Origin of the sequence: Methyloversatilis sp., from assembly GCF_965284615.1 — a bacterium.
Lineage (GTDB): Bacteria > Pseudomonadota > Gammaproteobacteria > Burkholderiales > Rhodocyclaceae > Methyloversatilis.
In genome coordinates this window covers 3543842-3564269 of record NZ_OZ260098.1, presented here as the reverse complement: position 1 = coordinate 3564269, position 20428 = coordinate 3543842, and the positions used below count along the sequence as shown (strand labels likewise).

Annotated in this window: 17 protein-coding genes; 11 read left to right on the top strand and 6 right to left on the bottom strand. The window is 69.1% G+C overall.

The window, feature by feature from the left end:
* Positions 1-2: 2 nt before the first annotated feature.
* Genes ACQ66H_RS16940 through bchF form a run of 4 tightly spaced genes read right to left on the bottom strand, consistent with a single transcriptional unit; the run spans position 3 to position 7153 of the window.
* Positions 3-3779, bottom strand: a complete 3777-nt coding sequence (locus tag ACQ66H_RS16940; protein ID WP_430434988.1) for a magnesium chelatase subunit H — start codon at positions 3777-3779, stop codon at positions 3-5.
* A complete protein-coding gene (bchB, locus tag ACQ66H_RS16935) occupies positions 3754-5343 on the bottom strand; it encodes a ferredoxin:protochlorophyllide reductase (ATP-dependent) subunit B (protein WP_430434987.1) in 1590 nt (529 codons plus the stop codon). The genes ACQ66H_RS16940 and bchB overlap by 26 nt, the downstream gene beginning before the upstream one ends.
* An 11-nt stretch (positions 5344-5354) precedes the next feature.
* A complete protein-coding gene (locus tag ACQ66H_RS16930) occupies positions 5355-6635 on the bottom strand; it encodes a ferredoxin:protochlorophyllide reductase (ATP-dependent) subunit N (RefSeq protein ID WP_430434986.1) in 1281 nt (426 codons plus the stop codon).
* Positions 6632-7153 carry a 2-vinyl bacteriochlorophyllide hydratase gene (gene bchF / locus ACQ66H_RS16925; protein WP_430434985.1) on the bottom strand — a complete coding sequence of 174 codons (522 nt, stop codon included), beginning with the start codon at positions 7151-7153 and terminating at the stop codon, positions 6632-6634. Before bchF ends, ACQ66H_RS16930 begins: the two co-directional genes overlap by 4 nt.
* 471 nt (positions 7154-7624) lie before the next feature.
* Between bchF and ACQ66H_RS16920 the strand changes: the two genes are divergently transcribed.
* From ACQ66H_RS16920 to ACQ66H_RS16880, 9 genes are all read left to right on the top strand, one after another.
* A complete protein-coding gene (locus ACQ66H_RS16920; protein WP_430434984.1) occupies positions 7625-8452 on the top strand; it encodes a cobalamin B12-binding domain-containing protein in 828 nt (275 codons plus the stop codon).
* 105 nt (positions 8453-8557) lie between these two features.
* Positions 8558-8722, top strand: a complete 165-nt coding sequence (locus tag ACQ66H_RS16915; RefSeq protein WP_430434983.1) for a hypothetical protein — start codon at positions 8558-8560, stop codon at positions 8720-8722.
* 8 nt (positions 8723-8730) lie between these two features.
* Positions 8731-9969, top strand: a complete 1239-nt coding sequence (ppsR, locus tag ACQ66H_RS16910) for a transcriptional regulator PpsR (protein ID WP_430434982.1) — start codon at positions 8731-8733, stop codon at positions 9967-9969.
* Positions 9970-10130: 161 nt separating this feature from the next.
* Positions 10131-11012, top strand: a complete 882-nt coding sequence (gene chlG, locus ACQ66H_RS16905; protein ID WP_081627170.1) for a chlorophyll synthase ChlG — start codon at positions 10131-10133, stop codon at positions 11010-11012.
* A 1-nt stretch (position 11013) separates the two neighbouring features.
* Complete coding sequence (locus ACQ66H_RS16900) at positions 11014-12378, top strand: BCD family MFS transporter (RefSeq protein ID WP_430434981.1); 1365 nt, start codon at positions 11014-11016, stop codon at positions 12376-12378.
* Positions 12379-12380: 2 nt separating this feature from the next.
* Positions 12381-13550: a geranylgeranyl diphosphate reductase gene (locus tag ACQ66H_RS16895; RefSeq protein WP_430434980.1), complete on the top strand. Its 1170-nt coding sequence runs from the start codon at positions 12381-12383 to the stop codon at positions 13548-13550.
* Entirely contained in the window at positions 13547-14038 is a 492-nt protein-coding gene (locus ACQ66H_RS16890; RefSeq protein ID WP_430434979.1) for a TspO/MBR family protein, read from the top strand. The genes ACQ66H_RS16895 and ACQ66H_RS16890 overlap by 4 nt, the downstream gene beginning before the upstream one ends.
* Before the next feature lie 258 nt (positions 14039-14296).
* Positions 14297-15484 (top strand): transcriptional regulator PpsR, encoded by a 1188-nt coding sequence (gene ppsR / locus ACQ66H_RS16885; protein ID WP_430434978.1) that lies wholly within the window; start codon positions 14297-14299, stop codon positions 15482-15484.
* 13 nt (positions 15485-15497) lie between these two features.
* On the top strand, positions 15498-17657 hold the full coding sequence (locus tag ACQ66H_RS16880) for a GAF domain-containing protein (protein WP_430434977.1): 2160 nt from the start codon (positions 15498-15500) through the stop codon (positions 17655-17657).
* Here the strand turns inward: ACQ66H_RS16880 and ACQ66H_RS16875 are convergent.
* Positions 17641-18309, bottom strand: a complete 669-nt coding sequence (locus ACQ66H_RS16875; RefSeq protein ID WP_430434976.1) for a heme oxygenase (biliverdin-producing) — start codon at positions 18307-18309, stop codon at positions 17641-17643. The genes ACQ66H_RS16880 and ACQ66H_RS16875 overlap by 17 nt on opposite strands.
* A gap of 82 nt (positions 18310-18391) precedes the next feature.
* On the opposite strand from ACQ66H_RS16875, the gene ACQ66H_RS16870 reads away from it, so the two are divergent.
* Both ACQ66H_RS16870 and ACQ66H_RS16865 read left to right on the top strand, forming a co-directional pair.
* The gene (locus tag ACQ66H_RS16870) at positions 18392-18664 is read left to right on the top strand and encodes a hypothetical protein (protein ID WP_430434975.1); all 273 of its coding nucleotides are present in this window, start codon (positions 18392-18394) and stop codon (positions 18662-18664) included.
* A gap of 92 nt (positions 18665-18756) precedes the next feature.
* Positions 18757-19674 (top strand): DUF808 domain-containing protein, encoded by a 918-nt coding sequence (locus ACQ66H_RS16865; RefSeq protein ID WP_430434974.1) that lies wholly within the window; start codon positions 18757-18759, stop codon positions 19672-19674.
* A 12-nt stretch (positions 19675-19686) separates the two neighbouring features.
* Here the strand turns inward: ACQ66H_RS16865 and ACQ66H_RS16860 are convergent, their stop codons facing one another.
* Positions 19687-20403, bottom strand: a complete 717-nt coding sequence (locus ACQ66H_RS16860; protein WP_430434973.1) for a rhodanese-related sulfurtransferase — start codon at positions 20401-20403, stop codon at positions 19687-19689.
* Positions 20404-20428: the final 25 nt, after the last annotated feature.

Here is a 20428-nt window from a genome sequence, read left to right as displayed (position 1 = left end):
CGTCATGCGCTGGCCCGCTGGAACACGCCTTCGAGGCGGTCTTCCAGTTCGTCGCCGGCCTCGCGCAGGCGTGCGAGCACGCTGTCGTCCGGCTGCCAGTAACGTCGGTCGTGCGCCTCGATCAGCCGGTTGGCGAGCTTGGCGGCGGCGGTGGGATTCAGTTCGGCCAGCCGGGTACGCATCTTTTCGTCGAGCACGAAGGTCTGCGTCAGCTGCTGGTACACCCAGGGCGACACCTGACCGGTGGTGGCCGACCAGCCCATGGTGTTGGTGATGTGGGCCTCGATCTGGCGCACGCCTTCGTAGCCGTGCGCCAGCATGCCCTCGTACCACTTCGGGTTCAGCATGCGGGTGCGCGTCTCCAGCGCCACCTGTTCGTCCAGCGTGCGTACCGATCCTTCGCCCAGGGTCTGGTCGCCGATATAGACCGGCGCCATCGCAGCGTCGGCGCCGCGGGCCCGGCGCACCGCGCGGGAGATGCCGCCCAGCGTGTCGAAATAGGTGTCAACCGTGGTCACGCCCAGTTCGACCGATTCGAGGTTCTGGTAGGCCAGTTCGACGTCGGCCAGCACGCTGGCGAGCAGTGCGCTGCGGGCGACCGGCCGGCCGCTGCGGCCGTAGGCGTGGCCCTTACGGCGGGTATAGGTTTCGGCCAGTTCGTCCTCGTCGTCCCAGCGGCTGTTCTCGATCAGGTGATTCACGTTCGAGCCGTAGGCGCCTTCGGCATTGCCGAACACGCGCAGCGCGGCGGTTTCGAGGTCACAGCCGTTGGCGGCCTGGAAGGCCAGCGCGTGCTTGCGGATGAAGTTGTGCGCCAGCGGCTCGTCGGCGCTGGCGGCGAGGAAGGCGGCCTCGGCCAGCATGCGGATCTGCAGCGGCATCAGGTCGCGGAAGATGCCGGACAGCGTGATCACGACGTCAACGCGCGGCCGGCCCAGTTCTTCCAGCGGCACCAGCTGCGCGCCGACCAGGCGGCCGTAGCTGTCGAAGCGCGGTTTCGCACCCATCAGCGCCAGCGCCTGCGCGATCGGCCCGCCCTCGCTCTTCAGGTTGTCGGTGCCCCACAGCACCATGGCGATCGATTCCGGGAACGGGTGACCGTCGTCGGTGTGGCGGGCGAGCAGGCGCGCCGCCTGTTTCGCGCCATCGATCACGGCGAAGGCGCTCGGGATGCGGAAGGGGTCGAAGCCGTGCAGGTTGCGGCCGGTCGGCAGCACCGCCGGCGTGCGCAGCAGATCGCCGCCAGGGGCCGGGCGCACGAAGCGGCCGTCCAGCGCGTGCACCAGTGCATCGACTTCGTGGTCCTTGGCCAGCAGGCCGTTCGTCTTCGTCAGTTCGGCAATCAGTGCGCGCGTGCCGTCGTCATCGGCCAGGCCGCCAGCGGCGCGGATGCGCTCCGGGCTGTCGCCGCGCATGACGGCGGCAATCATCGCGCGCGGCAGTTCGATGCCGTGACCGGCCTGGGCGACCGCGTGCAGCAGGTCGGCGCGTTCGGTTTCTGTCGGCGCTTCGCCCACCACATGCAGACCGCAGGGGATGAGCGTGCGCTCCAGTTCATGCATCTGCAGGCCGAGCGTCGCGATGGCGGCCTCGCTGTCGGCCCACGGCGGCGTCGCCGCACTCAGTTCGAGTGCGGCCGCCTGCGCCTGGATCAGCGCGGCCAGTGCCGGTGCTTCGCGCTCGCTGCCCGGTTCGCGTGCGCGCCAGCGCTCGACCGATACCTTCAGTTCGGCCAACCCGGCGTACAGACCGGCCTGGGTGACCGGCGGCGTCATGTAGCTGATCAGCGTGGCGCCGGAGCGGCGCTTGGCCAGCGCGCCCTCGGACGGGTTGTTCGAGGCGTACAGGTAGAGGTTGGGCAGCGCGCCGATCAGGCGGTCGGGCCAGCAGGCGCCGGACAGGCCGGCCTGTTTGCCCGGCATGAATTCGAGCGCGCCGTGGGTGCCGAAGTGCAGCACGGCATGGGCGGCGAAGTCCTCGCGCAGCCAGCGGTAGAAGGCGGAGAAAGCGTGCGTCGGCGTGAAGCCCTGTTCGAACAGCAGACGCATCGGATCGCCTTCGTAACCGAAGGACGGCTGCACGCCGACGAACACGTTGCCAAAGCGCGCGCCGAGCACGAACAGGTGGCGACCATCGCTCAGATCGCGACCGGGCGCCGGACCCCAGTGCGCCTCGATCTCGCCGAGCCAGGTTTCGCGTCGCACGTGTTCGTCCGCCGGTATCCGGTGATGCACATTGGCCGGCGCACCGAAGCGCTCCGCATTGCCGGTCAGCAGCGCGTCGCGCAGCGCCGCCTCGCTGGCCGGCATGTCGATCTGGTAACCCTCGCGCTTGAGCGCGCCCAGCGTGCGGTAGAGCGAGGCGAACACCGACAGGTGGGCGGCGGTGCCGACGGCGCCGCCATTGGGCGGGAAATTGAACAGCACGACAGCGACCCGGCGTTGCGCGCGCTCGGCGCGGCGCAGCGCGATCAGCCGCGCCACCTTGTCGGACAGCATGTCGGCGCGCTCGGCGCACACGTGCATGTCGCGCCCGCCCTCGCTGGGCGGGAAGCTGCAGCGGCGCGCGCAGCCTTCGCAGGTGCCGCCGGCACCGGCCGAACGGCCGCCGAACACCATCGGGCTGGTGGCGCCGTCGAGTTCCGGAATGGCCACCATGATGGTGTTCTCGACCGGCAGCAGGCCGCGTTCGGAGGCGCCCCACTGTTCCAGCGTCTGGAACTCCACCGGGTGGGCGGCCAGGTAGGGCACGTCCAGTTTCGCCAGCAGGTCTTCGGCCGCTTTCGCGTCGTTGTAGGCCGGGCCGCCGACCAGCGAGAAGCCGGTCAGCGACACCACCGCATCGACCACGGCGCGGCCGTCGCGGATGAAGAAGCGCTCGACCGCCGGCCGCGCGTCCAGGCCGGTGGCGAAGGCGGGAATGACCGACAGGCCGCGCGCTTCGAGTGCGGCGATCACGCCGTCGTAGTGGGCGGCGTTGCCGGCCAGCAGGTAGGAGCGCATCAGCAGTACGCCGACCGTGCCGCGCGCCTCCGGCGCGGTCGGCAGTGCGGCGACCTGTTCGGCGATGCGCTGGGCGATGCGCGGGTGATAGACGCCGACTTCCGGGTAGTCGAACGGCGCGCCCGGTTTCATGCGGCCACGCAGGTGGGCGCGCGGGCCGTCGGCGTAGCGGTCGATCAGGAAGCGCACCATGTTGGCGACGTTGTCCTGCGAGCCGGCCAGCCAGTACTGCAGCGTCAGGAAGTAGGCGCGCACGTCCTGTGCGGTGCCGGGTATGAAGCGCAGCAGCTTGGGCAGGCGGCGCAGCATGCGCATCTGCCGTTCGCCGGAGCTGCTGCCGCCCTTGCCGGCGTTGCCGCGCAGCCGCTTCAGCAGCGCCATCGGGCCGCTTGGCGGCGCGCTCATGTCGAAGCGGCCGATGCGGGTGAGCCGCGCGACTTCGCCGGCCGACATGGCGCACACCATGGCGTCGCAGTGCTCGCGGCGCGCGATCAGCGCCGGCAGCACCGGGCGGAAGTGGTCTTCCATGAACAGCATGGTGGCGATCACGATGTCGGCGCTGGCGATGGCGGCCTCGCAGCGCGCCAGTGCCTCCGGCCGGTCGCTCCATTCCGAGGCGGCATGCACCTCCAGTTCCAGACCGGGCAGTTCGCGCCGCAGCGCGCTGCGTGCGCGCTCGGTGGCACTGGCCAGGTGGGTGTCCATCGTGACGATGACCACGCGTATGGGCGTGGCATCGGCGGTCGAGGGCTCAGCGCGCGAAGTGAGCTTTGGCATCGTAGAGCGTCTCCACCGTGATGGTGCTCAGTCCGCGGCTGCGGGCGTAGCTTTCGGTATTGCGGCGCGCCTTGCCGCGGACGAAGAACGGAATCTTCTTCAGTTCGCGCTCGCCGTCTGCGGTCCAGGCCGGACCGTCGTCCGCGTCGCTCATGCCCAGTTCGGCCACCGCCATCGTCTGTGCGGCGACGGCAGGCAGGTGCGAGGCGGGGGCGGCGTCGTTGAATTCGAAGTCGTCGCGGAACATCTGCAGCAGGTGCTCTTCCAGCCCCATCACCAGCGGATGCACCCAGCTGTCGAACAGCACGTTGGCGCCTTCGAAGCCGTACACCGGGCTGTAGCGGGCCGGAACGTCCTGCACGTGGATCGGGCTCGATATGACGGCGCAGGCGATGCCCAGCCGCTTCGCGATGTGACGCTCCATCTGCGTGCCGAGCACCAGTTCGGGCGCGGCAGCGGCGATGGCCTTCTCGACTTCGAGGTAGTCGTCGCTGATCAGCGCCTCGACGCCGTAGCGCGCCGCCGCCTCGCGCACGTCGCGGGCGAAGTCGCGGGCGTAGCAGCCGAGGCCGACCACGGTGAAACCCATCTCTTCGGTCGCGATGCGGGCGGCCGCGATCGTGTGCGTGGCGTCGGCGAAGATGAATACCCGCTTGCCGGTCAGATAGGTCGAGTTGACCGAGCGCGCATACCAGGGCTGGCGCGAGGCCGAGCTGCCGCGGCCGGCGGCGCCCGGCATTTCCCGGGCCAGCAGCGGAGCCGGATCGACGCCGGCCAGCGCGGCGACTTCGGCGATGAAGTCGCGCGTGGCGCCGACGCCCATCGGAATGGCCCGCGTCGCAGGCATGCCGAAGCTGCGGTTCAGCCAGCCGGTCAGCGTGCGCGACACCTCCGGGTAGAGGTCGATGTTGAAGTCGGCATCCGGCAGGCGGCGCAGGTCGTCAACCGAGGCGCCGAGCGGCGCCACCACATTCACGTCGATGCCGAGCGCGTCGAGCAGACGACGGATTTCGGTCACGTCGTCGCGGCAGCGGAAGCCGAGTACGGTCGGGCCGAGCAGGTTGGCGCGCGGCCGACGCGCCGGGTCGCGCGGCGGGCGCTTGCTTCCGGGCGCGGGCACCTGGTCGGCGAGCAGGGCGCGCACCAGGTGGTAGAAGGTTTCGGCGGCGCCCCAGTTTTCCTTCTTCGAGTAGGCGGGCAGTTCCAGTGCCACGACGGGTATCGGCAGCTGCATGCCGGCGGCCAGCGCGCCGGACTGGTCCTGAATCAGTTCGGCGGTGCAGGAATCACCGACCAGCAGTGCGGCCGGGCGGAAGCGCTCGAAGGCTTCGGCGACCGCCGCCTTCACCAGCTCGGCGGTGCTGCCACCGAGGTCGCGCGCTTGGAAGGTGGTGTAGGTGACCGGCGGCCGGCGGTCCTGCCGTTCGATCATCGTGAACAGCAGGTCGGCATAGGTATCGCCCTGCGGTGCGTGCAGCACGTAGTGCAGGTCGCGCATCGAGGTGGCGATGCGCATGGCACCGATGTGCGGCGGTCCTTCGTAGGTCCAGAGCGTGAGCTGCATCGCGTGCCCCTTCAGACGGCCAGCCGTGCGCGGCGCGCGAACGGGCGGGCGAACAGTTCGGCCAGGTCGCCCGCCTGGTCGTAGCCGTGTATCGGCGAGAACACCAGTTCTATCGACCACTTGGTGGCCAGCCCTTCGGCTTCCAGCGGGTTGGCCAGGCCGAGGCCGCACACCGTGAGGTCGGGGCGGGCGGCACGCACGCGGTCGAGCTGGCGGTCCAGGTGCTGGCCTTCGCTGAGCACGATGTCGTCGGGCAGCAGCGCCAGTTCTTCGCTCACCATCTGGCGGTCGAGAAAGGGCGTGCCGACCTCGATCAGCCGCATGCCCAGCTCGCGGTGCAGGAAGCGGGCGAGCGAAGGTTCGAGCTGCGAGTCGGGCAGCATGAACAGGCTGCGCCCTGCCAGCAGCGGGCGTTGCCGTGCCAGTGCCGTTTCAGCGCGCGCACGTGCCGGGCCGGTTACCGCGTCGAATGCGGCCTGGGTTACGCCCCAGGCGCGGGCGGCCGCTTGCAGCCAGGCGGTCGTGCCTTCGGCGCCGAAGGGGTAGGGCGCGCGCAGCAGGCGGGCGCCGCGGGCGACCAGTGCGCGCACGGTGTCGCCATTGAAGGGCTGGGCCGGCAGCAGGTCGGTGTTCGGACCGATCGCCGGCACGTCGGCCGCGCGTCGGCCCGGCAGGAACACGACGTCGGCGATGCCCAGCTGTTCGAACTGGCGGCGGAACTGGTCCTCGACGATGTCCGGCAGGCAGCCCACCACCATCAGCTGGCGCGCGTCGGTGTGCGGCATCAGCGGCACGAAGGTGCGCAGCGCGGCGTCCTCGCCCTGGGTGAAGGTCGTTTCGATGCCGGACCCGGAATAGTTCAGCACGCGCACCTGCGGCAGCAGCCGGGCGTTGAGTCGTTCGGCGGCACGAGCGAGGTCGAGCTTGATCACTTCCGACGGGCAGGAGCCGACCAGGAACAGCGTGCGGATTTCCGGCCGGCGTTCGAGCAGCGTGACGCACAGGCGGTCGAGTTCGTCGTTGGCGTCGGCCATGCCGGCCAGGTCGCGGTCGGTCAGGATGGCGGTGCCGAAGCGCGGCTCGGCGAAGATCATGACGCCGGCGGCGGACTGGATCAGGTGGGCGCAGGTACGCGAGCCGACCACCAGGAAGAAGGCGTCCTGCAGCTTGCGGTGCAGCCACACGATGCCGGTGAGGCCGCAGAACACTTCGCGCTGGCCGCGTTCGCGCAGCACCGGCCGCTCGTCGCAGCCGCTGCGGGTGGCGACCGGAATGTCGTGCAGATTGCTCATGCCTGCACCACCGCGCCGTGGTTGCGGGCCGCCGGAGTCGCCGTGTCGAGCCGCGCGGCGCGCAGCTTGAGCAGGAACTGTCCGGCGTTGATGACGTAGGTGAAGTAGGCGGCCAGCGCCAGCCACATCAGGCCGGTCGCGTCCAGCGTGCCGGTCGCCAGCGCGACCAGGTAGGCGGTGTGCAGCGCCAGTACGGCGAAGCTGAATACGTCTTCCCAGAAGAAGGGGCGGGCGAACAGCCAGACGCCGAAAACCGCCTTTTCCCAGATCGAGCCGGTGACCATGATGGCGTACAGCAGCAGGGTCTTGATCACCACCGACCAGGTCGCCGCCTGCAGGCCCTCACCGGACCACAGATAGCGCAGCACGAGCACGAGGCTGATCGCGAAGGCGATGAACTGCACCGGCGCCAGCACCCCCTGAACCAGGGTCCAGGGTGACTCATCCCGCCGGCGGCGTTCCTCCGGCGTGTAGAGCGGTGTGTGCCGCGTCGCCGGTGAGGCCTCTCTGTTGCGCATCGTCGCGTCTCCTCTGTCCTCGTAATCGAATCTAGACGGCCGGGGACAAAGTGTCAATGTAAATTGACGTCACGACGGAATTACATCAGCGGAATGACAATGCGCGCGGTCCAGCTGGCCATTCGGGCCGGCGCGTCATCGAAATTGACAAGTTAACTTGACAGTGCAGGGTGGCGCGCTCTATTCCTACACTGTTGGCGTCCAGTTCTGCAGACATCTTCGAACCCACGCCTTCCTGCCCAGAGACTTGCTCACCCTCGTCGTCAGTGCCACCACGGACACTGGGTTCACCACCCGCAGCAGCCGTACAGCCCGTCCGCATCCATGGGGCGTCCACCGGGGGCGCATCCGACACGGCCGGGGCACGACAAGAAGACCCAAGGAGGCAGGAAGATGGCCGGGATGACGCAGCGAGGCGCCCGCAGGGCGCAGGTGTCGGTAGAGAGCTTGTCCGTGCAGGAGCAGGGCGGCGTGAGCCACTTCGGTGGGCCGCCGATCGGACCGCCCGTATTTGCCGCCCCCGACTGGCTGGGGGATCTGGCGCAGACGATAGAAGCGGAGATCATTCCGCGGCTGATGCTGGCGCACGGTGAGCTGGTCGATCTGCCGCCGGCCGGGGCGGGCGCAACCACCATCTCGGCGCGCGAAATCCACGAATTCGCCAACCTCGTGCTGGCACAGGATGCCGGCGTCGTACGCAGCTGCGTACAGGCGATCCGCGCCCGCGGCGTCGAGCCACGGGTCATCTGTCTCGACTTGCTGGCGCCGGCAGCGCGCCGGCTCGGCGAACTGTGGGAAGCCGATCTGTGCGATTTCACGCAGGTCACGCTCGGCCTGTGGCGGATCCAGCAGGTGCTGCACGACGTCAGCCCGAGTTTCCGCAGCGATCTGCATTCGGGCGAGACAGGCCGCCGCGTGCTGCTCGCCACCTTGCCGGGGGAGCAGCACACCTTCGGCATGTCCATGGTGGCCGACTTCTTCCGCCAGCGCCGCTGGGACGTGCGACTCGACACACCGGGTCCGCGCGGCGAAGCGCTGCGCCTGCTGCGCGCCGAGCGCTTCGATCTGGTGGGCGTATCACTCGGTAGCGAAACGCGCTTCGACGAACTGGCGGAATGGATCACCGCGGCTCGCCGGGTGTCGCTGCAACGCGACATCGTGGTGATGGTCGGCGGCCCGATCTTCGCCAGCCGGCCGGAGTGGGTGCCGCTGGTCGGCGCCGACGCGACGGCGCGCGACGCCAGCGCCGCGGTCGATGTGGCCGAAGCATTGCTGCCTGTGCGATTTGCGCATGGGTGATCAGTTTCTGGAGGGTATCGATTGGGTTCGGAGCAGGGGCGCGATCAGATCGCGAAAATGGACGCCGATGCGGGAAGGTTGACGGTGAAGCCTTTTGATTCGCCGATGGGTTTGCTACATGGCGTCGATGCCGAGTCGGCTGCACGACTCATTGCCGCCGCCTCCGACGTTGCGCTGTTGCTCGACGACAAGGGCGTCATCCGCGACCTTGCATTCAACGACGGTGCGTTGCTGCCCGAGGCCGGCGCGCGCTGGCTTGGGCGCCGGTGACCGAAGTGGTGACGGTTGAAAGCCGCCCCAAGGTCGAGGCGCTGCTGCAGGACGCCGCGAGCGGCGAAAGCCGCCGTGCGCGGCACGTCAATCATCCGGTGCAGGGCGGCAGCGATCTGCCGCTGCTCTATTCGACCGTGCGCATCGGACACGACGGCACGGTCGTCGCGCTCGGCCGCGACCTGACGGCGCTTTCCATGCTGCAGCAGCGGCTGGTCGATGCGCAGCAGTCGATCGAACGCGACTATGCCCGCCTGCGCCAGCTCGAGGCGCGCTACCGCCTGCTGTTCCAGATGACGTCTGAAGCGGTGTTGGTGGTCGATACCGTCAGCCAGCGCATCGTCGAGGCGAATGCAGCCGCCAACCGGATGCTGGGCGAGGATGCGCGCAGCGTGGTCGGGCGCAACTTCCCCGAAGGGCTGGATGACGCCGGCAATCAGGCGGTGCAGGGACTGTTCGCGGCGGTGCGTGCCAACGGTCGTTCCGACGACGTGCGCGTGCGCGGGCCGGGGGGGGGCGACTGGCTGGTGGCCGCCTCGCTGGTCAGACAGGACGCCGCATCGCTGTATCTGGTGCGGCTGTCGCAGGTCGGTGCCACCGGCACCGAATCGGGCGAGCGGATGTCGGTGGTCGATGCGGTCGAAATGGTGCCGGACGCTTTCGTACTGACCGGCGAGGACGGCGTCATCCTGACCGCCAACCAGGCCTTCGTCGATCTCGCCCAGCTGGCAAGCATCGAACAGGCGCGCACGCAGTCGCTCGAACGCTGGCTTGGCCGTCCGGGCGTCGATTTCAAGGTGCTGATGGTGAACGTGCGCCAGCACGGTTCGATCCGTCTGTTCTCGACCGTGCTGCGCGGCGAGCACGGCTCGGATGTCAACGTCGAGGTGTCGGCGGTCGCGGTGGACCGCGGTGAGCGTCCGTGCATCGGCTTCACCGTGCGCGGCGTCAGTCGCCGCATCGAACCGGAACCGCGGATCAGCCGCGAGATGCCGCGTTCGGTCGAGCAGCTGACCGGCCTGGTCGGTCGCGTGTCGCTGAAGGATCTGGTGCGCGAATCGACCGATCTGATCGAGAAGCTGTGCATTGAGGCGGCACTCGACATGACGCACGACAACCGCGCGTCGGCGGCCGAAATGCTCGGCCTGAGCCGGCAGAGCCTGTACGTGAAGCTGCGCCGCTATGGCATCGGCGACCTCAACCCCGATCAGGGCGACGAGGGCGGGCAGGAGCCGGGCGAGGAGTAATCCGGAGCGGGTCGGTCGGCCGGGCCGCGCCCCGCCGACCGCGTCCGCACGGCGCTGTCGTGACGCACGGTCGGCGACCTTGCGCCGGGTGTCAATCAAAATGGACTGAATGAGTGTAAGTTTGTCTTGACGCTCTCGTGCGTCAAGCCTACTGTTAGCTCATGACACGTCCTGCCCTCTCTGCCGTTGCCGAACTGCTCAAGCCCATCACCTGGTTTCCGCCGATGTGGGCTTTCGGTTGTGGCGTCGTCGCCTCCGGCCTGCCGGCCGGTGAGCGCTGGCAGGTCGTGCTGCTCGGCGTGCTGCTGGCGGGGCCGCTGGTCTGTGCGACCAGCCAGGCGGTGAACGACTGGTTCGACCGTCACGTCGATGCGATCAACGAACCGCAGCGTCCGATTCCATCGGGTCGCATGCCGGGTCACTGGGGTCTCTATATCGCGGTCATCTGGACCGCGCTGTCGCTCGCGGTGGCGACCGCGCTCGGTCCCTGGGGCTTTGCCGCCGCCGCTGTCGGCCTGCTGCTGGCCTGGGCCTACAGCGCGCCGCCGCTGCGGCTGAAGGCCAACGGCTGGTGGGGCAACAGCGCCTGCGCCCTCTGTTACGAGGGGCTGGCCTGGGTCACCGGAGCCGCCGTGATGGCTGGTGGTGCCATGCCCGACCTGCGCAGCCTGCTGCTGGCCGGTCTGTACAGTGCCGGCGCGCACGGCATCATGACCTTGAACGATTTCAAGTCGGTCGATGGCGACCGCCGCATGGGCATCGCTTCGCTGCCGGTGCAACTGGGCGTTGCGCGCGCCGGCCGCGTCGCCTGCTGGGTGATGGCGGTGCCGCAGGTCGTGGTCGTCGCGCTGCTCGCGTACTGGGGAGCGCCGGCGCACGCCGCGCTGGTGGGCCTGCTGCTCGGCGCGCAGCTGATGCTGATGTCCCGCCTGCTCGACGATCCGCGCGGTCGAGCGCCCTGGTACAACGGCACCGGCATCACGCTCTACGTGCTCGGCATGCTGGTGAGCGCCTTTGCGCTGCGCGCGCTCGGAGGCGACTGACATGAACAACGCCCTCGGCTGGCTCGGCATCTTCCGCCTCGGTCTGGTGCAGACCGCGCTTGGCGCCATCGTCGTGCTCACCACGTTGACGCTGAACAGGGTCATGGTGGTCGAACTGGCCTTGCCGGCCATGCTGCCGGGCATTCTGGTGGCGCTGCATTACGCGGTGCAGATGCTGCGCCCGCGCCTCGGTCACGGGTCGGATCTGGGTGGGCGGCGCACGCCGTGGATCATCGGCGGCATGGCGGTACTGGCCGCCGGCGGCACGCTGGCCGCACTCGCCACCGTGCTGATGGCCGATCATTTCGTCGCCGGTGTCGCACTGGCGGTGCTTGCCTTCGTGCTGATCGGCGTCGGTGTCGGCGCCGCCGGCACCTCGCTGCTGGTGCTGCTCGCCAAGCGCGTGGACGACGGCCGTCGTGCCGCGGCCGCCACCATCGTCTGGATGATGATGATCCTCGGCTTCGCGCTGACCGCCGGCGTCACCGGCAAGCTGCTCGACCCCTTCTCCGGCGAACGTCTGCTGCAGGTCGTTGCCGGCACCTCGTTCTGCGCCTTCATGCTGGCGCTCTTCGCCGTGCGCGGCGTCGAGGGCGTCGGCACCGCTGCGAACACGGTTTCGACGGGGCTGCCGCACTCTCCTCTTCAGTGCACCCCATTCCGCGCTGCACTTGCCCAGGTCTGGGGCGAGTCGCATGCGCGGCTTTTTACACTGTTCGTTTTCGTGTCCATGCTCGCCTACAGCGCGCAGGACCTGATACTCGAACCCTTTGCCGGCACCGTGTTCGGCTATTCGCCGGGACAGTCAACGCAGCTGTCCGGCCTGCAGCACGGCGGCGTGTTCGCCGGCATGCTGCTGGTGGCGCTGACCGGCACCGTATTTGGCGGCCGGCAGATCGGCTCGCTGCGGCTGTGGATCATCGGCGGTTGCATCGCGTCGGCCTGTGCGCTGTTCGGTCTCACGGCCGCCGGCTTCGGCGGCCAGGGCTGGCCCTTGCGCGAAACCGTGTTCCTGCTCGGCGTATCCAACGGCGCCTTCGCGGTGGCGGCGATCGCGTCGATGATGCGCCTGGCCGGCCAGGGCGGCGCCGGTCGCGAAGGCGTGCGCATGGGACTGTGGGGGGCGGCGCAGGCGATCGCCTTCGCGCTGGGCGGCTTCGCTGGCACTGTCGCGGTCGATCTGACGCGCGCCCTGATCGCCGAACCGGGCATCGCCTATGCGCTGGTGTTCGGCGGCGAGGCGCTGCTGTTCATCGTGTCGGCCGTCATGGCGACGCGGATTTCCGGCCTGCAGCCGGCGACGGGCACGGCGTCTGCGCCGACCGCGCCGTTGCCGCTCATGCCGCGCGTGGAAAGAGAGGCCTGATCATGGAAAGCTACGATGTGGTGGTGGTCGGCGGCGGGCCTGCCGGGGCCACCGCGGCGACCGATCTGGCGCGACGCGGCTACGCGGTGCTGATGCTCGATCGCGGCGGTCGGATCAAGCCCTGCGGCGGCGCGATACCGCCGAAGGCGATCGAGGAGTTCCGCATTCCGGACGAACTGCTGGTCGCCCGTGCCCGCTCCGCGCGCATGGTGTCGCCCAGCGGGCGTGAGGTTGACATGCCGATCGACGGCGGTTTCGTCGGCATGGTCGATCGCGAACAGTTCGACGAATACCTGCGCGAACGCGCCGAACTTGCTGGTGCGCACCGGCGCACCGGCAGTTTCCTGCGCGTGAGCCGCGACGGTGCCGGCTCGGCCGTCGTGCATTACCGGGTCGGCGAGCAGGGCGAGCGCAGCGTGCGCGCGCGCGCCATCATCGGCGCTGACGGTGCGCTGTCGGCGGTCGGCCGGCAGTGTGTGCCGGGCGCCGACCAGGTGCCCTGCGTGTTCGCCTACCACGAGATCGTGCGCGCGCCGCAGACCGGTTTCGACGGCAGCCGCTGCGATGTCTATTACCAGGGCCGGTTGTCGCCAGACTTCTACGGATGGGTGTTCCCGCACGGCGACACGGTCAGTGTCGGCGTCGGCTCGGCGCGCAAGGGCTTCTCGATACGCGGCGGCGTCAGCGCGCTGCGCGACAGCGCCGGCCTGAGTGCTGCCGGCACCGTTCGCCGGGAAGGCGCGCCGATTCCGATGCGCCCGCTGCGCCGCTGGGACAACGGACGCGACGTCGTGCTGGCCGGCGATGCGGCGGGCGTCGTCGCGCCGGCGTCCGGCGAAGGCATCTACTACGCGCTGAGCGGCGGCCGGCTGGCGGCCGAGGCGGTTGACGCCTATCTGGTCACCGGCGATGCGCGCGCGCTAAGGCTGGCGCGCAAGCGCTTCATGAAGGCGCACGGCCGGGTGTTCATGGTGCTCGGCATCATGCAGCGCTTCTGGTACGCCAGCGACAAGCGGCGCGAGCGCTTCGTCAGCATCTGCCGCGATCCCGACGTCCAGCAACTGACCTGGCAGGCCTATATGCACAAGCGACTGGTCCGTGCGCGGCCGCTGGCGCATATGCGCATCTTTTTCAAGGACCTCGCGCACCTCTGCGGCATCGTGTCGCCATGAAGGCGCCGACGGCCACGCGCTGGAAGCCGGTGGCCGTCGCTGCACTTGCCGCGCTTGCGGTGGCCGGCCTGGGCGGCGCGATGACCGATCTGAGCGACTGGTACCGCGCGCTCGTGAAACCCTCCTGGCAGCCGCCGGACTGGGCTTTCGGGCCGGCCTGGACCCTCATCTTCGGTCTGGCAGCCGCCGCCGGCGTGCTCGGCTGGCGCCATGCGCCGGACGCGCGTGGGCGGCGCCAGCTGCTGGCGATGTTCGCCGCCAATGGCGGCCTGAACGTGCTGTGGAGTGCGCTGTTCTTCCATCTGCGCCGTCCCGACTGGGCGTTGGCCGAAGTCGTGCTGCTGTGGCTGTCGGTGGTGTTCCTGATGGTCCGCCTGCGACCATGGTCCGCACGCGCGGCCGCGCTGTTGCTGCCGTATGCGTTGTGGGTGGCTTTCGCTGCGGCACTGAACCTGTCCATCGTCCGCCTGAACGCACCCTTCGGCTGACGCAACCTACTTTTTGACACCAGTCACGTGTGCCAGCCGGCGACTTGCCGTAGCATGCAGGCGTTAAACTCAAATAATTGAAGGCGTTGTCGCGATTGCGCCGTCGGCAGTCCGGTGGTCAGCGGGTGTGCTTCCGTTGAATTGCGCGTACCGGGCTTTTCCGAACCACGCGGCAGCGCATGTCCCGGTCCAGGCCGGGCCCGAAATTTGCAGCAGGTCGGTCCCGTATCTCTCCGTCCTGCTAACCAGGCCCATGCCGTGAACAAGCTACCGAACGATCCAGGAGACCTGAGCGCCTTCTCCGATGTGGCCCCGGAGTTGGCCGACATGCTGGTGTCGGTCGCCAGCGATATCGCGCTGGTGATCGATGAAAAAGGCGTCATCCGCAGCGTCGCGCTGGGCGGTACCGAGCCGGTCAGCGCCGCGGCGGGCGAATGGCTGGGCCGCCAGTGGATAGACACGGTGACGCCGGACACCCGCCGCAAGGTCGAGGATCTGCTCAGCGAGGCGGCCGAGTCCGGCGTTTCGCGCACCCGCCACATCAATCACCCGTCGCTGGCCGGCAGCGATCTGCCGGTGGCCTACACCGCCGTGCGCCTCGGCCACGGCGGTCCGCTGCTGGTGGTCGGACGCGACCTGCGCGCCGTCTCAGCGATGCAGCAGCGGCTGGTCGATGCCCAGCAGTCGATGGAACGCGACTACTGGCGCATGCGGCAGGCGGAAACCCGCTACCGCCTGCTGTTCCAGATCGCCACCGATGCCGTGCTGGTGGTGGACGCCGACACCTTGCGCATCGTCGATGCCAACCGCGCTGCCGGCCGTCTGTTCGGCGGCACCGTGCAGGACATGCCTGGCCGTCAGGCCGGCTACGCGCTGGCGCCGTCCTCGCTGCCCGCACTGGAAGAACTGCTGGGCACGGTGCGGGTGTCCGAGCGCCCGGGCGACGCGATGCTCGATCTGGCGTCGGGCGGTCGCATCCACGCGTGGGTATCGCTGTTCCGCGACGAAGGCAGTACGCTGCTGTTGATGCGCGCCTGGCCGGAAGGCGGCCAGATGCCGCCGGCGGTTGACGATGCGATGCTGCCGGAACTGGTGCGCCTGACACCCGATGCGGTCGCCTTCACCGACGAGCAGGGGGTGCTGCTCAGCGCCAACCCGGCTTTCGTCGAGCTGGTGCAGGGCGTCAACATGGCCTCGCTGCGTGGCCGCTCGATGGCGGCATGGCTGTCGGGCGAGAGCGATGGACTGGTTAGCCTGCTCGCCGCCGTGCGGCAGAGCGGCACGCTGCGTCTGGCGACGCGCCTGCGCAACGAGCGGGGCCTCACTGTCGATGTTGAACTGTCGGCCGTGCTGATCCATAACGGAGACTCGAACACCATCGGTCTCATCATCCGCGCAGTGCAGCCGCGTGGCCCCGGCGCGAGGGACAGGGGTCAGATGCACTGAGCGGTCACGCAAAGTGAACGAACCTCTCTACAGTCCGCCCTTCGGTCAGGCCGACCTGACCAACTGCGAGCGCGAGCTCATCCACCTTGCCGGCTCGATACAGCCGCACGGCGTGCTGCTGGTCGTGCGTGAATCCGACCTGCAGGTGCTGCAGGCCAGCCTGAATACCGAACAGTGGCTGGGCGTGCCGCACGTCGAGGTGGTCGAGGCGCCGCTGCCGGCGCTCGGCGGCGACCTTGCGGCGCGTGTGCGCGAACTGGGTCGGACGCTGACCGCAGTCGAACTGACGCCCTTCCACTGCAGCACCGGCCACGGCGGGCTGCTGCGACATTTCGAGGGCATGGCGCATCGCGGGCAGTCCGGCACGCTGATCGTCGAGCTCGAAACCGCCGGGCCGCCGGCCGAGGATGTCGCAGCGCAGGCCCTGCTGGCGACGGCGGTGCGACGCTTCAGCGAGGCGATGAGCGTCGATGCGCTGGCGGACACGGCGGTGCAGTCGATACGCGAACTGACCCATTACGACCGCGTGATGGTGTATCGCTTCGACGCCGACGGCCATGGCGAGATCGTCGCCGAGGCGCGCGACGACCGGCTCGACACCCTGCTCGGTCATCGTTACCCGGCAACCGACATTCCGCAGCGCGCGCGCGACCTCTATCTGCGCAACAGGGTGCGCGTGCTGGTCGATGCGCGTTACCTGCCGGTCGCCGTCGAGCCGCGCCGGCTGCCGCACAGCGGCGAAGAGCTGGACATGTCGATGTGCCACCTGCGCAGCATGTCGCCGCTGCACATCCAGTACCTGCGCAATATGGGCGTGACCGCCACGCTGGTGGTGTCGCTGGTGCGCGAGGGGCGGCTGTGGGGGCTGATCGCCTGTCACCACTACTCGCCGCGGCGCATCCATTACGCGCAGCGCGCCGCCGTTGACGTGCTGGCGGAGGTGATGTCAACGCGCATCGCGGCGATCGAGAACTACGTGCGCACCCAGGTCAACGTGCTGGTGCGGCGCATGGAACTGCGGCTGATCGAGGCGACGTTGACCGAGGGCGACTGGCGTTCGGCGCTGATGCGCAACGCGCGTACCTTGCTGCTGCCGATGGACGCCAGCGGTGTCGCGCTGTTGCACGACGGCGAACTGCTGACCGCCGGCGAGGTGCCGTCCACCGAGGCAGTGCGCGCGCTGGCCGGCTGGGTGTCCGGCGAGATGAAGCAGATGCTGTTCAGCTGCGTCTCGGTCGAGCGCGCCAATCCGGCGCTGGCCTACCTGACGCCGGTGGTGTGCGGCGTGCTGGCGATCGATCTGTCAACGCGCGGCCGCAATCTGCTGATGTGGTTCCGCCGCGAGCAGCGTGCCAAGCTGACCTGGGCCGGCGACCCCGCCAAGCCCATGGTCAACAACGATCCGCTGACCTTGTCGCCACGACGCTCGTTCGAGGCGTGGTCGGAAATCGTGCGTGGCACCGCAGCACCGTGGTCGCGCGCCGATCTGGCGCTGGCGCGCGCGATCGGCGCCTCGCTGCGCGACGTGATCATGCAGACGCAGGCGGTGCGCCTGCTCATCGCCCAGCACCAGCTTGAGAAATTCCGCACCGCGGTCGACGAGTCGCCGGAGCCGCTGCTGGTTGCCGACGCGGACGGTCGCATCCTGTTTCCCAGTCCGGCACTCGCCGGCATCCTACCGGGCGGCTGCCGGCAGCCAGCGAATTTCGACGAACTGGCGGCGCTGTTCGAAGATCAGGCCTCTGTGCGCGATGTGTTGAGGTCGCTGCGCGAAGGACGGGTGTCGTGGCGCGGCGAGTGGCGGATGAGTGGTGGCATTGCGCTGGGCGTGCGCGCCGACGTCGTGCCGGGCCCACGCGATGCCGTGCTCGGTTGCATCCTGATGTTCACCGACCTCACCGATGCCAAGCGCACCGAGGCGGCGCGTCGCCATCTCGAACAGTCGCTGACGATGACCGGCCAGGCCGATGCGCAGCTGACCACGCGCGAGGCGCGCGGCCTGCCCGACGAAGTGATGGGCGCCATCCTGGCCAATGCGAGCGTGGCGGCGATGGAGCTGACCGACACCACGGCGTCGATCCCGGTCGCTACGCTGATCGAGGAACTGGAGGCATCGGCGACGCGTGCCGCGGCGGTTTACGCCCGCCTGCGCGAATTCAATCGACCGCTCTGAGCGCGGCGGCGTCGCCGACCGGCAGCGCCTCGAAAATGTCCACGTGACGCAGGAAGGCGGCTTCGGCTTCGCGGGCGATGTCCGCCTGCGTGGCGTCGTCGCGCGACGGCCCGTCGAGTGCGGCGCGCAGTCGTGCGCTGAGTTCGGCCGGCGCATGGACACCGAAGCGGTAGAAGCGGGTGCCGGTTTCGCCGTCCAGCGCGAAGCAGCGGGCGACGATGCGCTGCAGGATCTGTCCGCCCTGCAGATCGCCGAGGTAGCGCACATATACGTGCGCGAGCAGCAGTTCCGGCCGGCTTGCTGACAGTTCGCGCAGGCGCGCGGCGTAGTCCGCCGCCGCGTTGACCAGCGGCAGCGCGTCCGCCCAGCTGTCGCCGTGCAGTGTGGCCAGGTCGGCTTCCAGCGCCGTGCTGCGCGGCAATCCATCGATGTCCAGCCCGGCCAGTCCGGGGTGCGCCGCATGCCGCGCCAGCGCGGCTTCGAGATCGCGGTAGATCGGATGCAGGTTGCGCAGCAGCATGCAGTAGGCGGTCAGCCCGAGTTCGCCGCGCAGCAGCGCCGGCATCGGGCCGCTGCGCTCGACCCGCGTGTGATGTGCTGCCGTCACCTGTCGGAGGCGCTGCGACAGCGGGGGCTGTTCGGTGGCGTGCATGGGGAAGGGTGCGTCGGCCTGTCAGTCGTGTACGGTGTGCGGATGCGGCAGCGTGCTGCCGATCTCTGCGTGGAGCGCTCGCATGTCCGACCTGTTGGCGAATGGTGTGTTGATCGACCTGATCATGATAGGGGTTTTGTGCGAAGCGGCGGCACTGGCGCTGCTGCATCGCCGGCGCGGTCTGGGCTTCGCGCCGCGCCGCTGGCTGCCGACGCTGGCGGCCGGCCTGTGCCTGATGCTGGCTCTGCGCGCGGCCCTCACTGGCAGCGGTGCGACCCAGGTGCTGTTCTGGCTGGCGGCGTCCGGCGTGGCGCACGGCTGCGATCTGTACCTGCGCCGACCGCGCGCGCCGTGATCGACTGCAGTCTCGTCGCCGACTTCCGGTAGCATGCGCCGCGCGATCCATGCCGTGCGGATCGACCCCGACAACACTCACAGGATTTCGCCATGGCCGGAGCCAGCCTTCTCGCACTGATCGACGACATCGCCAGCGTACTGGACGACGTGTCCGTCCTGACCAAGGTCGCCGCCAAGAAGACGGCCGGCGTGCTCGGCGACGACCTGGCGCTGAACGCGCAGCAGGTGGCCGGCGTCAAGGCCGACCGCGAACTGCCGGTGGTGTGGGCGGTGGCCATGGGTTCGGTGCGCAACAAGCTCATCCTGGTGCCGGCGGCGCTGGCCATCAGCGCCTTCCTCCCAGCGGCGGTGACGCCGCTGCTGATGATCGGCGGGCTCTTCCTCTGTTACGAAGGCGTCGAGAAACTGGCGCACAAATTCCTGCACAGCGCCGACGAAGACGCCGCGCACCACGCCGAGCACATGAAGGCTCTGGCCGACGAACAGGTCGATCTGGTGGCGCTGGAGAAGGAGAAGGTGAAGGGCGCCATCCGTACCGATTTCATCCTGTCGGCCGAAATCATTGCCATCACGCTGGGCACCGTGGCCGACGCGCCTTTCGGTACCCAGGTCGCGGTACTGGCGGGCATCGCCGCCATCATGACGGTCGGGGTCTACGGACTGGTGGCGGGCATCGTCAAGCTGGACGATGCCGGTCTCTACCTGAGCCGCGCCGCCTCAGGCGCGACGCGTGCGCTCGGTCGCGGCATCCTCGCGCTGGCGCCGTGGTTGATGAAGGCTTTGTCGGTGGCTGGCACCGCCGCCATGTTCCTGGTTGGCGGCGGCATCCTGACACACGGCATTCCGGCGCTGCACGACCGGATACATCATCTGTCGGAAGCGGTGGGTTCGGTGTGGGGCGTGCTGCTGCCCTTCGTCGCCGACGCACTGACCGGCGTCGTCGCCGGTGCGATCACGTTGGCCGTGGTGCTGGGCGTCAAGAAGCTGCGCGGCAGCGTGGCCGCCTGACCCAGCGCTGACTCAGCGGGCCGGGCTCAGATCCGGCTTCAGTGCGCCGCGGTCGTCGAACACGACGCAGTTGCCGTGCCAGTGGGCGCCGCCCACTTCCTCGAAATAGCGCAGGATGCCGCCTTCGAGCTGCCACACCTTGTTGAAGCCAGCCTTCTTCATCAGGGGCGCCGCCTTTTCGCAGCGGATGCCGCCAGTGCAGAAGGTGACGATGGGCGTGTCCTTCAGGTCGGCGTACTGTTCGAGCGCGGCCGGGAACTGACCGAAGCTGTTGACGCCCGGATCGAGCGCGTTGTCGAAGCTGCCCTGCTCGACTTCCCAGCGGTTGCGTGTGTCGATGATGACGAAGGGCCGCCCTTCGTCGTACCAGCGCTTCAGTTCGGCCGGCGGCAGATAGGGCGCTGGCGTCTCGGTCGGGTCGAAGTCGGGCGCACCGACGGTGACGATTTCCTTCTTCAGCCGCACGCGCAGCCGCTTGAAGGGCAACGTGTCCGAGCCGCTCCACTTCACGTCCAGCGCGGCGAAGCGCGGGTCCTGCCCGAGGTCGGCGAAGAAGTCGCGCAGATCGCCTTCCAGCCCGGCGAGGAAGATGTTGATGCCCTCGCTGGCCAGCAGCACGGTGCCGAGCAGCTGGCGCGACTGCGCCGCGTCGTGGATGCGTGTGCGCAGCGCTTCGCGGTCGTCGAGGCGGATGAAGCGGTAGGCGGCAGTGTTGGCGTAACGGGTCATGCTCACTATCCGGAGATCAGGCGCC

What these genes read in the sequence shown, in the direction of transcription:
- ACQ66H_RS16895 (WP_430434980.1), top strand. Translation starts at nt 12,381, where the DNA reads ATGGAAAGCTACGATGTGGTGGTGGTCGGCGGCGGGCCTGCCGGGGCC.
- chlG (WP_081627170.1), top strand. Translation starts at nt 10,131, where the DNA reads ATGACACGTCCTGCCCTCTCTGCCGTTGCCGAACTGCTCAAGCCCATC.
- ACQ66H_RS16940 (WP_430434988.1), bottom strand. Translation starts at nt 3,779, where the DNA reads ATGCCAAAGCTCACTTCGCGCGCTGAGCCCTCGACCGCCGATGCCACG.
- ACQ66H_RS16890 (WP_430434979.1), top strand. Translation starts at nt 13,547, where the DNA reads ATGAAGGCGCCGACGGCCACGCGCTGGAAGCCGGTGGCCGTCGCTGCA.
- bchB (WP_430434987.1), bottom strand. Translation starts at nt 5,343, where the DNA reads ATGCAGCTCACGCTCTGGACCTACGAAGGACCGCCGCACATCGGTGCC.
- bchF (WP_430434985.1), bottom strand. Translation starts at nt 7,153, where the DNA reads ATGCGCAACAGAGAGGCCTCACCGGCGACGCGGCACACACCGCTCTAC.
- ACQ66H_RS16915 (WP_430434983.1), top strand. Translation starts at nt 8,558, where the DNA reads ATGGGTTTGCTACATGGCGTCGATGCCGAGTCGGCTGCACGACTCATT.
- ACQ66H_RS16930 (WP_430434986.1), bottom strand. Translation starts at nt 6,635, where the DNA reads ATGAGCAATCTGCACGACATTCCGGTCGCCACCCGCAGCGGCTGCGAC.
- ACQ66H_RS16865 (WP_430434974.1), top strand. Translation starts at nt 18,757, where the DNA reads ATGGCCGGAGCCAGCCTTCTCGCACTGATCGACGACATCGCCAGCGTA.
- ACQ66H_RS16860 (WP_430434973.1), bottom strand. Translation starts at nt 20,403, where the DNA reads ATGACCCGTTACGCCAACACTGCCGCCTACCGCTTCATCCGCCTCGAC.
- ACQ66H_RS16900 (WP_430434981.1), top strand. Translation starts at nt 11,014, where the DNA reads ATGAACAACGCCCTCGGCTGGCTCGGCATCTTCCGCCTCGGTCTGGTG.
- ACQ66H_RS16870 (WP_430434975.1), top strand. Translation starts at nt 18,392, where the DNA reads ATGTCCGACCTGTTGGCGAATGGTGTGTTGATCGACCTGATCATGATA.
- ACQ66H_RS16875 (WP_430434976.1), bottom strand. Translation starts at nt 18,309, where the DNA reads ATGCACGCCACCGAACAGCCCCCGCTGTCGCAGCGCCTCCGACAGGTG.